This window comes from Chitinimonas violaceus, assembly GCF_052601015.1.
On the sequence record NZ_JBQXDJ010000003.1, the window covers coordinates 10,883 to 25,813 of the forward strand.

Annotated in this window: 11 protein-coding genes and 1 pseudogene; 7 read left to right on the forward strand and 5 right to left on the reverse strand. The window is 51.1% G+C overall.

The genetic code is table 11. The annotated features are described in order from the left end of the window. Positions 1–214 precede the first annotated feature (214 nt). Entirely contained in the window at positions 215–2,563 is a 2,349-nt protein-coding gene (locus tag ACUHMQ_RS01765) for a reprolysin-like metallopeptidase (protein WP_445293723.1), read from the forward strand. A gap of 95 nt (positions 2,564–2,658) precedes the next feature. Here the strand turns inward: ACUHMQ_RS01765 and ACUHMQ_RS01770 are convergent. After that, positions 2,659–3,564, reverse strand: a pseudogene (locus tag ACUHMQ_RS01770) (LysR family transcriptional regulator). 137 nt (positions 3,565–3,701) lie between these two features. Here ACUHMQ_RS01770 and ACUHMQ_RS01775 point away from each other — a divergent pair. From ACUHMQ_RS01775 to lgt, 3 genes are all read left to right on the forward strand, one after another. Further along, positions 3,702–4,025, forward strand: coding sequence for an SDR family NAD(P)-dependent oxidoreductase (locus tag ACUHMQ_RS01775; protein ID WP_445293724.1), 324 nt, complete (start codon positions 3,702–3,704; stop codon positions 4,023–4,025). Next, on the forward strand, positions 3,997–4,461 hold the full coding sequence (locus ACUHMQ_RS01780; RefSeq protein ID WP_445293725.1) for an SDR family oxidoreductase: 465 nt from the start codon (positions 3,997–3,999) through the stop codon (positions 4,459–4,461). The genes ACUHMQ_RS01775 and ACUHMQ_RS01780 overlap by 29 nt, the downstream gene beginning before the upstream one ends. Positions 4,462–4,631: 170 nt before the next feature. Next, complete coding sequence (gene lgt, locus ACUHMQ_RS01785) at positions 4,632–5,414, forward strand: prolipoprotein diacylglyceryl transferase (RefSeq protein ID WP_445293726.1); 783 nt, start codon at positions 4,632–4,634, stop codon at positions 5,412–5,414. Between the two features lie 302 nt (positions 5,415–5,716). On the opposite strand, the gene ACUHMQ_RS01790 is transcribed toward lgt, so the two are convergent. Further along, entirely contained in the window at positions 5,717–6,337 is a 621-nt protein-coding gene (locus tag ACUHMQ_RS01790) for a short chain dehydrogenase (protein WP_445293727.1), read from the reverse strand. A gap of 98 nt (positions 6,338–6,435) precedes the next feature. On the opposite strand from ACUHMQ_RS01790, the gene ACUHMQ_RS01795 reads away from it, so the two are divergent. Next, on the forward strand, positions 6,436–7,350 hold the full coding sequence (locus ACUHMQ_RS01795) for a LysR family transcriptional regulator (protein ID WP_445293728.1): 915 nt from the start codon (positions 6,436–6,438) through the stop codon (positions 7,348–7,350). A 705-nt stretch (positions 7,351–8,055) separates the two neighbouring features. Here the strand turns inward: ACUHMQ_RS01795 and ACUHMQ_RS01800 are convergent. Beyond that, a complete protein-coding gene (locus ACUHMQ_RS01800) occupies positions 8,056–9,357 on the reverse strand; it encodes a sterol desaturase family protein (RefSeq protein WP_445293729.1) in 1,302 nt (433 codons plus the stop codon). Between the two features lie 125 nt (positions 9,358–9,482). Further along, positions 9,483–10,520 (reverse strand): AraC family transcriptional regulator, encoded by a 1,038-nt coding sequence (locus tag ACUHMQ_RS01805; RefSeq protein WP_445293730.1) that lies wholly within the window; start codon positions 10,518–10,520, stop codon positions 9,483–9,485. Between the two features lie 228 nt (positions 10,521–10,748). On the opposite strand from ACUHMQ_RS01805, the gene ACUHMQ_RS01810 reads away from it, so the two are divergent. Continuing rightward, positions 10,749–11,615 carry a PhzF family protein gene (locus ACUHMQ_RS01810; protein WP_445293731.1) on the forward strand — a complete coding sequence of 289 codons (867 nt, stop codon included), beginning with the start codon at positions 10,749–10,751 and terminating at the stop codon, positions 11,613–11,615. An 81-nt stretch (positions 11,616–11,696) separates the two neighbouring features. Here ACUHMQ_RS01810 and ACUHMQ_RS01815 read toward each other — a convergent pair whose 3' ends face one another. Beyond that, on the reverse strand, positions 11,697–14,417 hold the full coding sequence (locus ACUHMQ_RS01815; protein ID WP_445293732.1) for an IPT/TIG domain-containing protein: 2,721 nt from the start codon (positions 14,415–14,417) through the stop codon (positions 11,697–11,699). Here ACUHMQ_RS01815 and ACUHMQ_RS01820 point away from each other — a divergent pair. Further along, positions 14,302–14,613, forward strand: coding sequence for a hypothetical protein (locus tag ACUHMQ_RS01820; RefSeq protein WP_445293832.1), 312 nt, complete (start codon positions 14,302–14,304; stop codon positions 14,611–14,613). The genes ACUHMQ_RS01815 and ACUHMQ_RS01820 overlap by 116 nt on opposite strands. Positions 14,614–14,931: the final 318 nt, after the last annotated feature.

Genomic DNA, 14,931 nt, shown 5'->3' on the forward strand with positions numbered 1-14,931 from the left:
TTTGGTTACCGACCTAAATAAGGCATTTATCATTGAACAGATGCCTGGATTGCTGGTTCCAAAGGGTAACGTCCCTGGCTAAACAGGGTTTTTTGTTCTAAGGAATATGGAGATACCTGCCGGACTAAAGAGATGGCCACTTCTATGGTTACTTTTTGGGATTATTAATCTGTTGTGTATTAAGGCGCCTTGCAGGGATTTGGAGTTCTGAATAATGCCTTTCAAGAAGGAATATTTTATGCGATCCAATTCGATGGCCTTAATATCAATTCTCTTGGCTCAGTTGCCATTTCAAGCAAATGCTGCGACAGAATTATTCGCTGATGCACCACCTAAATCTGGTGCGGCGGCAGATATGCCTAAGGCTGCTTTTAAGCGGCAGGAAACTAAAAATCAAGTAACTGGCATTCCTAATCTGGCAGAGCTTTTTAAACTTGTTCCCGGCTCTGAGCTAAAGATACCACTGCCGGGTTGGCCAAAACCAGGCTATATGAAAGTTGAAAGAGTTATTGTCAATCCAGATCTCAGTATCAGCCTTGATGGGTCGATTGCTGATTTTGGTACATATGCCAAGGCACATTTGACGATAGGCTTGCTTGGTAAAGGTATTAAAGGCGAAATTGACTCTAGTGTGGGGCGATATGTAATTGATAGTACGAATAGGGGACTTACGGTTAGTAAGTTTGAAAATAAAAGATGGGGCACGAATGATATTTTCCGTCCACCTAAATCAGAAAAGAGTCAGGACGTAAAGAGTGAAGCAATGATCGTACAGGATATACCCCCGGATACAGGGGAGTCCGAAGTTGATGTGATGATAGTTTACTCGAAAAAGTATACTCGTACATTTGAAGACGGTAGTGGTATTGATGGGCGAGATAGTACGATTAATTACTTGATAAATTATACCAATCAGATTTTTAAAGATAGCGGGATTCAAGTTAAATTACGTCTGGTTAAATCGCTGGAGATTGATAGAGAAGATCTTCACGTGAACGATGTGGGTTTGGCGTTGTTACATACATTATTGGAAGATGAAAAATCTGACATTGCCCGTGCACGCGCGCAGGCTGGTGCAGATTTAGTGATTGTTTTACAATTTCCCTTTGGGGAAGGTGAGAACGGCTGTGGTGGTGCGTGGGTAATGCCTGATATCAGGTTACTCAAGCCAGATAAAGGGTTCACGATTGTCTCGAACGGTGTTTCTTTCGCTGGTACTGATAAAGCCAGGTATTGTCCAAATGAGGTCTTAGCACACGAATTGGGGCATGTTTTTGGCCAATACCATGACCGAATAACGATGGCGGATGGTGGTAATGCAGATGTGAAAGGTATACATCCTTATTCCTTTGGTTATATAACGGCTGACGGCAACTATGGCGACATAATGAGTTATGCATGGACAAATGCAACCAAGCTGTTCTCTAATCCGAATTTAAAGTGTGTGATTGATGATAAAGATAAAAATAAATATAAGGGTGATGTTCCTTGCTTTATGGGTGGAGAGGACCCAAAGACTGCATCCGATACAGCAAGATCAATGAATATAACTCGGCGGATTATTGCCAATTACCTACCGAAGGGTGGTACGGGGACGGGTACCACTCCAACACCGACTCCCACGCCAACCCCAGTACCTACACCGACCCCAACACCGAAGCCCACACCTACGCCAACGCCGGTACCTACTCCGACCCCGATACCTACGCCAACGCCTACACCTGGGGGCGGTGCAGTTATCCCAACTTTATTGGCTGACAATCAGCAGCAATTGGCTGTTTCGATTCCACTAAGCGGCAGCAAGACCATTACGCTCCTCGCAGGTGGGGTTCAAGGCCGGCAATATACGATGGATATTGCATCCCAAAACCCTTATGTCGCTCAACCGAAGGTAGCGCGCTGGAACGCTTGGTCACTGTCAGGAACGAAACAAGCATGGCAGGAGACGATAAATGCCATTGGCCCAGGTAGTACACGGATCAGCTACACCATTAAAGACGCGGTAGACCCCAGCAAGGCGATGACAATCTGGGTGGGTGTTACAGTGACTAGTACAGGTAATGGAACGGGTGGTGGGGGAACCAGCCAGGGCACCTTTGACCCGACTAAAAATTACCCGAATGGCACACAGTTCGTCATAGGTGGCCAAACCTACACCTTGATGGCGTGGAAGAGTGGTCAGCTGATGCCTTTCGGGACTTATGTCGCGCCGGGCAGCAGATGTGCGCCGCAGAAGTGTGCGCTTGGGAGCTCTGTAACTATGCAGGACGGGGTGGTTATATATTGGACAGCTGGTTCTACTGATGGGGGAGGTTCCACAGGTGGAGGTACGGGTAGTGGCGGTTCAACTCAGACCATTTTTGAATCGAGTCGTATCTACCCGAATGGGCAGAAGCTCAATCTAGGCGGTAAGACCTTCACATTGATCGTGTTGGGCAAAGGTAGGCAACTATCTGACAACTCTTACTTTATGAGGGGTAGCAGTTGTATACCTCAGCAGTGTACACGCGAGAATCCAGCGACTTTGGACGAGGGCTTCACTGCTTATTGGGAAGTCAGGTAGAGGATCAATAAGGCGGTATATATCAAAGTTCTCTTTGGATTATCGGGATTCGTTGCTGGATTGCCGGGTTCCGATGTCCAAAGAGAGATAGGTAGCTATGTCTTGGTTAGCGAAGGCCCAAGTAGTTGGGTAATCCAGTCAACAAATGCCTGTACCCGGCGTGATAAGTGGCGTCGATGCGGGTACAGCACGGTAATCGGCGTGGCTGGTGGTCGCCAGTCTAGTAAAACCTCTACCAATTCACTGTTCGCGACATGTGCAGCCATGTCGTGTCGCGGCGCTTGAATCAGCCCCATACCAGCAATAGCGCACGCGATATAGGTTTCGACCTGGTTTACGGCTACGCGGCAGGGCATTGACAGACTTTTGTTCTGCCCATTCTCCATATACTCTCATTCGATGATCCGTCCGCTGGCGGGCGAGAGATAGTTGACGGCGAAATGGTGCTGCAGGTCATCCAATCTTTGTGGAATACCGTGTTGAGCCAGATAGGCCGGGCTGGCGTAGTTCCCTTGGGTTAATATGCCGAGCTGTCGTCCAATCAGGCGTGAATCGCTCAAGGTACCTACCCGTAGCACACAGTCCACACCTTCTTGAATCAGATCGATTGGCCGGTCGCTGACACCAAGCTCCAGCTGTATTTGGGGATACTTGGCGAAGAAATCCGGCAGTGCGGGTGCAATGATCAATCTGCCGATACGGCCCGGGACGTCGATCTTCAGCTTCCCAGTAGGGGTGTTGCTGCCTGATTGGAAGAGTGACTCTGTCTCTTCAATATCCGCCAGGATTTGTAGACAACGTTCGTAATAAGCATTGCCATCCTGCGTGGGTTGAACCTTGCGGGTGGTGCGATGGAGCAGCCGTACGCCAAGCTTCGCTTCTAACTGCTGTACAGCCATTGATACGCTCGCGCGAGGTAACTGCAACAAATCTGCCGCACGCGTAAACCCGCCGCTTTCCACGACACGTACAAAAACTTGCATGGCTTGCAGGCGGTCCATGATGGCTAACTTGCGTGATTAGTATGAAATGCTGACTAGTGTAGGCACTTTTCCTTGATTTATCTTGAAACGGCATACAAACATACTTCACCCATATCGCTGCACTCGTGGCGAACCAATGGGAATGGAGAGGCGAAATGAGCGAAAAGACATTCGATAACAAGGTGGCCTTGGTTGTTGGTGCATCACGCAATATGGGGCGGGCGTTTGCTGAATTGTTGGGGGCGGAAGGTGCAAGTGTGGCCGTGCATTACAACAGCGCGAGTTCACAAACCGGGGCAGAAGCAGCTGTTGCTGCTATTCGTGAATCAGGCGGGCAGGCGTTTGCCATTCAGGCCGATATCACGCGTGTTGCCGAAATCGAGCGCCTGTTTACGGCTGTACAGCAGCACTTTGGCGGCATCGATATTGCGATCAACACCGCTTGGCCAGATGCTCAAGAAACCCATCGTGGAGATTGAGGAGGCGGAATACGACGCTATTTTCAATCTCAATACCAAAGCGGCATTTTTTGTTTTGCGTGAGGCCGGCCGGCGCTTGCGCGATAACGGACGCATTTTGAATCTAGGGACGTCGCTGCTGGCGGCGACAACCGGAGGCTATGGTGCTTACGCAGGTAGCAAAGCACCCTTGGAGGATTTCACCCGTGCTTTGGCGAAAGAGGTCGGCAGCCGGGGCATCACCGTTAACACGCTGTGCCCAGGGCCAATGGATACCGAGTTCTTTTACGCGGCCGAAACACCTGAGGCCGTGGCTTATCTGAAACGCGCCAGCATCAACGGTGAACTTGGCAAGGTGGCTGATTTGTTACCTGTCGTGAAGATGTTGGTAGCGCCGAGCAATAACTGGATCACGGCACAAGCCTTGTTTGTGAATGGTGGCTTTGTTTCCCGCTAGCGGGGCGATGTCCGGCGGTGGGGGCAGATGACCCGGGAATGAATGATGGTTCTGGGCTTGAAAGGGAACCGGTTTTGGCATTGCGGGTTCACAAAGGATGATGTAGCAAGCAGTCATACCCCTTGCCCCGTTATAATGCCGTCCTCTTTAGACCTGCTCTTGAGCCCCTGATGCTGACCCACCCTCATATCGACCCAGTAGCCCTTCATCTTGGGCCCTTGTCCATCCGTTGGTACGGGCTGATGTACCTGGTTGGCTTTGTCTGCTTTCTGTTGCTGGGACATTACCGTATTCGCCGCAACCCACAGAGTGGCTGGAATACCCAGCAGTTGGATGATCTGCTGTTTTACGGCGTACTGGGCGTGATACTGGGCGGGCGGTTGGGCTATGTGCTCTTTTACAAGCCCATGTTCTATTTCACCCATCCAGTCGATATCTTCAAGATCTGGGAAGGCGGCATGGCCTTCCATGGTGGTTTTCTTGGCGTCTTGGTGGCGATGTGGCTGTTCGGGCGTAAAACAGGCAAGACTTTCTTCCAGGTCACGGACTTTATTGCACCGCTGGTGCCGCTGGGTCTGGCCGCGGGGCGTTTGGGTAACTTCATCAACGGCGAGCTTTGGGGCCGCGTAACCAGTGCCGATGCGCCTTGGGCGATGGTCTTTCCATTGGTTGACCAGTTGCCGAGACACCCTTCCCAGCTTTACCAGTTCGCGTTGGAGGGGTTGCTGCTGTTTGCCGTACTTTGGATTTATTCCGCCAAGCCTCGTCGTACAGGGCAGGTTTCAGCGGTGTTCCTGTTCGGTTATGGTCTCTGCCGCTTTGTGGCGGAATTCGCCCGCGAACCAGACAACTTCCTGGGCTTTTTGGCATTGGGCTTTAGCATGGGCCAGTGGTTGAGCCTCCCGATGATAGTGATTGGCGCGTGGTTGTGGGTGCGGTTCAGTAAGCGCTGAAGCCCAGTTGACGATCTTACTGCGAAGTCGGATCGCAAGCAGGTCCTAAGAACCTGTTCAAAGTCTCACGAGCTAGAGTGAGACAAGGCGAAAACCGCTGAGGAAGCGGAGTTTACGAATGGTAAATGAGTATCCGAGGCTGTTTTCAACGCTGTATTGTCGACGCGCAGCAGACTTTGAAAGGGTTCTTAGAGTCGTTAACAAAACCCAGCGAAGCGATTCTGGCTAGGAGCAAAAGCGTAGGCAGTACGTGGGTACGGCAAGCTTGCGCAACAACGCCAGAAGGGTTTTGTTAGCGACTCTTAGTGCACCGCGTATATCTGGCCTGTCTGTAATCCTTCCACACTCTTGCTGAACGCTAGCGCCACGCGGCTGGCGGGTACAGGATCAAAGCCCCGGAAGTAGGGTGCATAGGCCTCCATCGATTCCTGTAGAACCGTCGGGCTGATCGCGTTGATACGTAGACCACGTGGTAGTTCGATCGCGGTACTACGTACGAACCCTTCAAGGGCGCTATTGATGGTGGATGCACAAATACCGTAGCGAATAGGGTCGTGGCTGAGCACACCGCTGACGAGTGTGAAAGAGCCCCCGTCGTTCAGCCATTTCATTCCTGCTAACACCAGGTTCACCTGCCCCATCAGCTTGTCCTGCAATCCGGTCATCATGTGCGCTGGGGTCAATTCCTGGATGGAAACGAACGGGGCGCCACCTGCGGCAGAAACTATGGCATCTACTTTACCCAATGTGCCAAACAGCTTTTCCAGGTCGTTGATGTCCGTCATATCTGCTTGATGATCGATAAGCTTGTTCTCCAGGTCTTCAGCACTGCGGCCGATTCTGATGACTTCATGGCGGGGACTCAGTGCTTGCAATACCGCTTTGCCTATCGTGCCGGTTGCACCGAATAAGACGATTTTCATGACCTGATTCCTTTTGTTATGCATGCGTTGACAATTGGTAGTCTATCGATAGGAAAATGGCAGATAAATCTGTTGGTACTGATAATTAAGTTGCCTATATGGAAACAATACCTCCGCAATTCCCGTGGTTGATGACTTTTCTGGCTGTGGTTGAGCATGGCAGCTTCAGTGCAGCGGCGGAGCACCTTGGTCATTCCAAAGCCTATGTCAGTAAGCAGGTGACCCAGTTGGAGCGGGCGCTTGGAGTGCTGTTGTTACATCGGACGACCCGGCGCATTTCTTTGACCGAGCCTGGGCAACATTATTTGCGTTATTGCCAGCAGTTGCGGGACACGATGGATGAGGCTAGCCGTGCCATCGGCAACCTACGTATCGAGGTAAGCGGCTTGGTGAGGCTTAGTACCCCAACCAGTTTGGGTGTGGCGTATGTTGGTGACTTGTTATTGGCATTTCGTACCCGTTACCCGCAGGTACAGGTTGAACTGGATCTGAGTCAGCAAACGCGTGACTTGGTGGGAGAACGGTTTGATTTGGCAATCCGTAGCGGACAGGTACAGGACGACCGTTTGATAGCACGGCCTTTGGGCATTATCGAGGAATGGATAGTGGCAGCCCCTGCGTTACTGACGAAGTTGGGATGCCCGCAAATGCCGAGTGCGCTGTTGGGTCAGCCTTGCATCATCAACAATTACTTCAGTGATGGCGCCCGTTGGCTATTCATGCGGGCTGGGCAGCATGAATACGTGGAGATGTCATGCGACTTCTGCGTTAACAGTTACCCGGCGCAGCGGCATTTGGCGTTGGCTGGGGCAGGTTACGTCAAGGTACCCAGCTATCTGGTAGCCCAGGATGTTCAACAAGGGCAACTATGCCGGGTACTTGAAGACTATGCATTGCCGCATATGCCGCTGTACTTGGTTTATCCGCCTTTACATCCACAACCGGCGAAGGTGCGTGGGTTGATTGATTTCATCGTCGACTGGTTCAGCAAGCATCTGGTGGTCAATGCCTGACGTTCAGTTGCTCTGCTCAACACCAGGCCTGTTGACGTTTTGGCTCCGGCGTATTGAAGACAAGCGGCAAACCCGTAGAACTGAGGTCCCATACTTATTCATCCTACGGGTTCGCTATGCCCCGACTTACGGTGCCGGCAGCGTTTGCACAGAAATTCAGCTGGCAACCGGGCTGTATTTGAAGCGGGTGGTGTCTACGGTTGTCAGGACAGATTGGTTTTCAGAACTGTTCAAAGTCTCGCTCTAGCTCACGAGACTTTGAACAGGTTCTCAGATCATTTGGTCTATGGTTTGTCCGTCCGGAATGGGTCTGCAACCGTTTGGGTACGCCTCTTTCTTATAACGAACGAGAGCTTGCTGTGATACAGGCCCTCTTGCTTCCCCTTTAAAACGCCGCTCTGCTTTAACGAGGACTACAAAGGCATAGTCGGGAAGACAATAAGGAATATTGCTCTGGCTGCCTGTAACGTGGTGAAGTTCACCGATACTAAGTATTCGCATTTTCACTTCTCTAGGTTGATGTGCATCACGCAATGCACGCACTTTACATGTGGGCATCGTTTGGGAAACATCGTGGAGAAGAGTTCTACGTGTTAGAGACAGATGCTGTATAAGAAATGGACAAGTACAAGGCGACTGCCAATTTGACCCAGGCGGATTCAGTCCACAATAACCCCGGGAAGATCAAAATTATGATCCCCGTGCCTATGCATTTTCTGTTTCTTGGCAGGATACGTTCGATTCGGTCCGGCACGGTTGTTCTGATTGAACAGGTTGTACAGGGTTACCACGGGTGATGACGGCGAGAACAGCAGCGCTGAGCATACAGAGTGCCAGTATTGCGCCTAGCCAGAGGGGTGATAGTGGGGGGCTGCCTATCCATTGGCCGGTAAACAGCACGCCAATTGCCACCATACCCAGCCGGGCATATTCCAGCCAGATAAAGGACCACCACCCTTCAAGCATGCCGCCAAACGTCCAGAGAGAACCGACGACAAAAACGGCATACAGCAGGATATCGCTACTGCTTAGGCTGGGTTGGATAGCCAGGAAGTGAACCCCCATGAGAAACAGCACAGAGAATTGCACCAGTCCATAGGTAGGCAGCCATTTTGGTAGTGCCGGGCCGTACTTGCGGAATTGGGCGATGTCGTAGGCTTTTTTCGGTGCTTTGGCTATGGCCGAGGTGGGGCGCCAGCCTGGGTGCATCAGCCAGACTTTGAATTTGTCAGCCCAGTTGTCGGCCAGCCGGCAGTCTCGCCACAGATCGGCATATACGTGCAGGTTGGCACGCAGCGGGCTCCAGCTCTTCAGCTGGCCTCGAATACCGTAGATGATCTTTTCCTGCGGGCGCTCGTTCACAAAGCTGCCGAATAGATGGTCCCACAGCATCAACATGCCGCCATAGTTGCGATCGAGACAGTAATCGTTCTGTCCATGGTGGACACGGTGATTGGCTGGCGAGGCGAACCAGCGATCGAACCAACCAAGGCTGCCGATATGCTGTGTGTGTATCCAGTATTGATAAAGCAGATTGGTCAGCCCGACGATCACGAATACCAGAGGCGGAACCCCGACGATGGCCAGGGGTAGATAGAACAACCAGCTAAGCAGAAAGCCGGTGCTAGTCTGGCGCAGGGCAGTGGTCAGGTTGTATTCCTCGCTGCTGTGATGCACCACGTGCGCGGCCCAGAGGATGTTTACTTCATGCCCCATGCGGTGCAGCCAGTAATAGCAAAAGTCGTAAAGCAGCAATGCGAATGCCCATACCCACAACGCATCGCCAGGTAGATCGAACAGCGCCAGATGCTGGTAGGCAAGGGTGTAGATGCCGACACTCACCACCTTGGTAAAGATTTCGACGACCTGGCTCATTACGCCAAGGCCGATGCTCGAAACGGTATCGGTTTGTGTATAGGTATTGACCCGCCGCCGCCAGCCAACCCATAACTCGATCAGGATGAGGATGATAAACACCGGTGCGGCGTAGACGATGGGATTGAGCATAGCATTGGCAGCGATAGAGCAATGGCTCCATCCTACTCGGCTAATGGCTTTATGGCTTGCTGCAGCGCGCCAAGTGTTTGTTATGTTACGTCAGGATTCAATAGCGATTTCGGACCTGAATTGATTTACATCTGGCGCAGACGATATTCCTGTGGCGAGCAACCTTGCCAGTCGCGAAATGCGTGGCTAAACGAACTCTGCTCGGCAAAGCCGAGCAACAGGGCAATATCAACAAGACTCAGATTTGCTTGGCTCAGATACCGCTCGGCCAGCTCCTGGCGCAGACCGCTTACCAGCGCTGTAAAGCTACAGCCTTCTTTGGATAGCCGGCGTTGCAGCGTACGCGGCGACAGATGGAGCCGTAGTGCAACACATTCCAGCTGTGCTTTGCCTTGTGGCAGCAGCTCGTTCAGCAGCATGCGCACACGTTGCTGCAAAGGCAACCCGGCAAATGCCCGATCAAGTTGAGCTTCTGCCTCTTTGAGCATCGCCCTGTGTAGGTGTGGGTCGGCATCACGTACGGGCAAGCCAAGTAAGGCAGAGGAGAAAACAACGCTGTTGGCTGGCATCCCAAAAACAACTGGGCAGCCAAATAGCGCAGTATAGGGCGAGATGTCGGCGGGTTTCTCGTGCCGGAATTCCACCCGCAATGGCGATGCATCGCTACCGCATATCCAACGCCCAAAGCTGACCCAGCCTGCCAGTACCGCATCATCCAGCCCCACGCAGCTAGAAACGTGGTTGGGCAAAGCAGGTTCACCTAGCCGGGTTTCCTGCGTACTTTCCTCAATTACTGTTTCGTCGGTTTCGGTATCGAATACGAGCCGCCCGAAACGTGGAATCAAGTAGATCGCATCACGCAAGGTGGCGCATGTCATGGTCACGTAGCCCAGGCCGCTATAGCTGGCGGGGCGGACAGATTGGCCAAACACCAAGCCAATATGTGGTTTACCGGTGAGAGCCACTGCGGTATCAAAGAGCCGCATCAATGTTGGTATCGGGACTCTGGCCAGAGGGTCGACCAGATCAGATTCAGTTAGGCACCCTGTGGCGTGCAATAGCCCGGATCGATCTGCCCCTAGTCGACTGGCTACTTCGAGCAGGGTGAGTACATAGGCGACACTGGTGGTACCACTGGATTGGGGCATACGACGACGAGGCATGGAGACGATAGAACAAATTATATCGAGCCCGGTATGACTCTGATGCTTTGGAACCTGTTTACTACCTTACCAAATAGCCGTGATCCGGGTTCGCAAAGGCCACTGTGAGCTGATGAGGCACGAACTGTTACGGTGCTTTGCTCAAGGTTGTTTGCGGGCTCATGTGCCGAAGTGCATACCAGTTTCTGCGCTTCATCCTGCTGTTGGTTGTGTTTTTGAAAGGTGTTTATGCAAGTTGAAGTCTTTGTGGTGAATGCCTTCACCTCCGCCGGACAAGGCGGGAATCCTGCGGGCGTTGTGCTTAGTGCTGAGCAATACAGCGATGCCGACATGCAATTGATTGCCACAGAAATGGCTTTGCCGGAAACGGCATTTGTTCTGCCATCTACCGATTGCGACTTAGCGGTTCGTTTTTTTGCGCCCACCGCCGAAGTGGATTTCTGTGGTCATGCGACGGTTGCGACATTTTCCTTACTTAAGCAAAAGGGCCTGCTCGGTAAGCCAGCTGTGGTTCAACAGACGAAGGCTGGCAATCTGGCGGTCAAGATCGCGGACACAGGCGAAGTTGAGATGACTCAGTTATTGCCTACGTTTGACACTGTCTTGCCTGCCAGTGAGGTTGCAGGTCTTCTTGGCATCGCCGAGTCAGATATCGGGCAGACCGCCCTTCCAGTACAAATATTATCAACGGGCCTACGCGACATCTTTGTGCCTGTCGTTAATGAGGACGTCTTAAACGCCATTAAACCCGATAACAGTTCGCTGGCCAGTTTTAACCGTATGACCAATACAGTGGGGGTGCATGCGTTTACCTTGAATACGTGTGATGAGCTGATTACGGCTAGTTGTCGTAATTTCGCGCCCTTGTATGGGATCAAGGAAGAGTCCGCAACCGGTAGTGCCTCTGGCGCGTTGGCTTGTTATCTCAGTCGATATGCAGACCGTTTTGATGGGGTTTACCTGTTTGAACAAGGAAAGGCGATGGGGCAGGCATCGCGCTTGGTAGCGCGGGTAACAAAAGAAAAAGATGCGATCAGTCAGGTGGTTGTGAGTGGCTACGGGACATTGGTCAAGTCAGTTCATGTTTCGATTTAGAACCTGTATTTGTTGCGTGTTGGTAAATGAAAAAAGCAGCCCATAAGGGCTGCCTTTTTGTTCTGGAGCGTTACGGCTGCTTTAGCGCTTTACTGTGAACTGGCGTGGGTTAAGTCCATCACTCAGCGTGATTTCCCACTTGCCACCAACAGGCAGTTTGCTGATATCAATTTCAGCATGGCTGCCTTTTTGCTGAAGCGCTAGTACAGTTCTTTCGCTACCTACGTGGACGAGCGTCATAAACTGGAACTGGTTTCCATTCCAATAGATGTTCAACTTTCCGGCATTTTCTTTCCATGTGAGTTTCAGTCCAGTGTTTGTGCCAACCATATTGGCAGCAACACGTGGTTTGGCAGTGGTCAGTACTTTACCAGCCTTCAAGACTTCGATATTGACAACATCGGCGGTGGGTTTCGCTAGTTTCAAATAGAAGTGGGCTAATGGGGAGCTTGCATCGGCAACCTCAGTTGGGCTGAAGTTTGTTTTCAGTTGGCTACCATCGCTGAGATGTAATACGAGCTGGTACTCACCCTGATAGCGTTCAGGCATACCAGTACTGCCGCTGACGGGGCGTAGTGTTGCTCCATTTTCGTCAATTCGTCCGCTAACTTCCAATAGCTCTATCGGGCTTGAATAGCCGTTCATAGGTGCAGTGCCGTTGGATGGGTAAAGCCAGCTTTCCAATCGTTCCTGAATCTTGAAATAGGAATAGTCAGCGAACCACTTCCCGTTGCAGTAGCTCATGACATCCTTTTTGTCTTGGGGTGAGATGATGACGCCAGCTACGTTGTCATAAATCAAGGTTGTTCCTAAACCACCTTCGGGATAGGGAAACAATGGGTCTGGACCGGCTGCGCCACCACATTTCACATGATTACGACCAAAATTATGCCCAAGCTCATGAACCATCGTGGACAAGTCAGCATCATGGCGTGCGTCCAGCCCGATTGCCGAACGGCTACCACCATGACCTCCACTATCAGGCACGTAACCCAAGCCTGCTGTCCCACCATTGAAGTTGGGATCAGGAACCAAACCATAATAGTGTTTTTGATTAGCTTCTTTGTTACGTAGCTCATTAAGTTCTTCTAACGCGTCACCCCACTTTTTGGAGCTTATTACCTCTTTACCATCCTTGATTATTTTGTCATTTCTAACGTAGTCAACTTTCGTTAGAAAGTAAGGAGCTCGCTGTTCCACAAAAATATTGGTTTCTGCAATGGGCAACTGCTGGCCAAGCAACTTACGTACTGCGGCCAAATCATGCATTTGTGCAGTTAGGTTGCCTTCTCTAATCGTAAAGGGCACCAACAATAAGCGGAGGTTGGTTGGTTTACCCACTACCGGACGGGTAGTCAGGCTGGCCCCGCTGGTTGTCTGCTTTGTCGGGTCAACCTCAATTTGCAGGTTCAGATTTTCACGTATCCAGCTGGCTGGTAGTTTGACATTGAACGTTTGATCCAAAGCGCTGGCTTGTGGTACCGCAGAGAGCTTGGTTGGACCTGTCAGCTGTACGGTACCTAATACTGTACTACCTGCACTGGCCACAACTTGTACCGCGGGGCTCGCAATACCGTCTTTACCGGCAACATAGACGCGCAGCAGGGCGGCTTTACCTGGGACGAGACGCTGGTATTGGTCTCCTGGCGCCTGCAAATAAGTTTGTGCAACTTCCACGCGGCTGATCGCTACGGTGGGCTTACCTGGCGTGGGCGTTGTGGTATCAGTTAGCACACCTACTATAACGTCAGGCTGGTTTTTGCCCAGTAGGATAACTTCACCGCCCCCGGCTGGCATGTTGAAGGTGATCGAGTCATTGGTCTGTGTCAGCAACGTAACGGGTATCTTGTTGATGGTTACACCAGTTACTTCCTTCAAGTTACTACCCGTAACGGTAATCGTCTGCCCTGCGGATGCAGAGCGTGGTTGAAGGTCTTTGCCAATAACTTTTGGGATGACCGTGAAGTCTGTGTTTGACGTGAATTTCGAGCCATTGGCGTGGGTCAGCGTAATTCGGCCGGAAGCTGCATCGGCGGGGACAGTGACGCGCAACATCGTGCTATTGACCACTACGGGCTTGATTGGTGACGACGCGCCAATAGGGCTGAATGTCACTTCGGTTATCTCATCGAGATTAGTACCCGAAATTTCAACGTTGCTACCGGCTAAACCTGTTTTAGGGTTGAAGTCACCCATGGCTGTTGTTGTAGTCGTATCGACGTTTAATGGGATCGATACTGTGATTACGCCATTGGTGCCGTAGTTTAAGGTGACGGTGCCTGAGCGGTCTTTATCAGAGATGCGGAAAACGATTTGGGTATCGTTGCTCTCTCCAGACAGCATGTCCACAGCTTGCCCATTGAGCTGTACGCCGGTAATGTCTTTGAGTTTGGTGCCATAGATGGTGACTTTGTCACCACTCTTGACCTTTGTTGGACCAATACTGGTGAAATTTGGGATGCCCAAAATGGTCACGGGCTGTGCCGATTGAGCGATTGCGCCATTGGTTTGCAGCTGGATTGGACCCGTCTGCGCATTGCCAGGCACTTCAATCGTAAGTTGAGTGTCGGAAACACTGGAAAACTTTACTTCAACGCTACCAATCAAGGCTCGGTTGATAGCTTGTAAGCCACTTCCTTCGACGGTGATACGATCGCCCACTTTGGCTTGTTGTGGGTTGAACCGGATGATGGCCAAGCCAGATGCTGGTGGTGTCGGGTTGGTCGTTGTGGGCGGCGTCGTTGTTGACGTCGAACTACTTGTTCCTCCACCGCCTCCACCACCACAGGCGGTTAAGCCCATTAGTAAACATATGATCAGAGAGATGCGAGACCTATTTAGGGAATTCATCGTAAATCCAAAGGGTTATCCAGCTGTCTATGCCATTTGGCAAAATGACGGCGAGCATAACAATACCCTTGTCATTTTGCAATGCGATTGTCATTTGCATAAAGGGTTTAATCTAGAGCGGACTGGATTAATCCTTTTATATACATAAACTTATTAGAATTACTTGAGAAGGTTAATAATATGTCAGCAAAAAATGGTCTGGATTTACAGGTGAAATTAGGTGAGGCTGAATTTTGGCTATCTGTGACGTTATACGTCACATTGTGAACGGCTGGCCTTGGTTGTGGAGCTGCCTTTCAGCCGTAAATGGGCCAAAAAATTGGCCCCTAGGCTTATACAGAAAGTAGAAGGTTTGGTGTTTTGTCTGCTTAGGCAGCGGAGGAATTGATAGCTTCTAGCAACACCCGCGAAGCGGCGCTGACTAGCGTTAGATGCAGGCAGTATGTGAATACGGCGAGTTTGTACA

What these genes read in the sequence shown, in the direction of transcription:
- ACUHMQ_RS01815 (WP_445293732.1), bottom strand. Translation starts at nt 14,417, where the DNA reads ATGGGCTTAACCGCCTGTGGTGGTGGAGGCGGTGGAGGAACAAGTAGT.
- ACUHMQ_RS01800 (WP_445293729.1), bottom strand. Translation starts at nt 9,357, where the DNA reads ATGCTCAATCCCATCGTCTACGCCGCACCGGTGTTTATCATCCTCATC.
- ACUHMQ_RS01780 (WP_445293725.1), top strand. Translation starts at nt 3,997, where the DNA reads ATGCTCAAGAAACCCATCGTGGAGATTGAGGAGGCGGAATACGACGCT.
- ACUHMQ_RS01820 (WP_445293832.1), top strand. Translation starts at nt 14,302, where the DNA reads ATGATGGCCAAGCCAGATGCTGGTGGTGTCGGGTTGGTCGTTGTGGGC.
- ACUHMQ_RS01775 (WP_445293724.1), top strand. Translation starts at nt 3,702, where the DNA reads ATGAGCGAAAAGACATTCGATAACAAGGTGGCCTTGGTTGTTGGTGCA.
- ACUHMQ_RS01795 (WP_445293728.1), top strand. Translation starts at nt 6,436, where the DNA reads ATGGAAACAATACCTCCGCAATTCCCGTGGTTGATGACTTTTCTGGCT.
- lgt (WP_445293726.1), top strand. Translation starts at nt 4,632, where the DNA reads ATGCTGACCCACCCTCATATCGACCCAGTAGCCCTTCATCTTGGGCCC.
- ACUHMQ_RS01765 (WP_445293723.1), top strand. Translation starts at nt 215, where the DNA reads ATGCCTTTCAAGAAGGAATATTTTATGCGATCCAATTCGATGGCCTTA.
- ACUHMQ_RS01805 (WP_445293730.1), bottom strand. Translation starts at nt 10,520, where the DNA reads ATGCCTCGTCGTCGTATGCCCCAATCCAGTGGTACCACCAGTGTCGCC.
- ACUHMQ_RS01790 (WP_445293727.1), bottom strand. Translation starts at nt 6,337, where the DNA reads ATGAAAATCGTCTTATTCGGTGCAACCGGCACGATAGGCAAAGCGGTA.
- ACUHMQ_RS01810 (WP_445293731.1), top strand. Translation starts at nt 10,749, where the DNA reads ATGCAAGTTGAAGTCTTTGTGGTGAATGCCTTCACCTCCGCCGGACAA.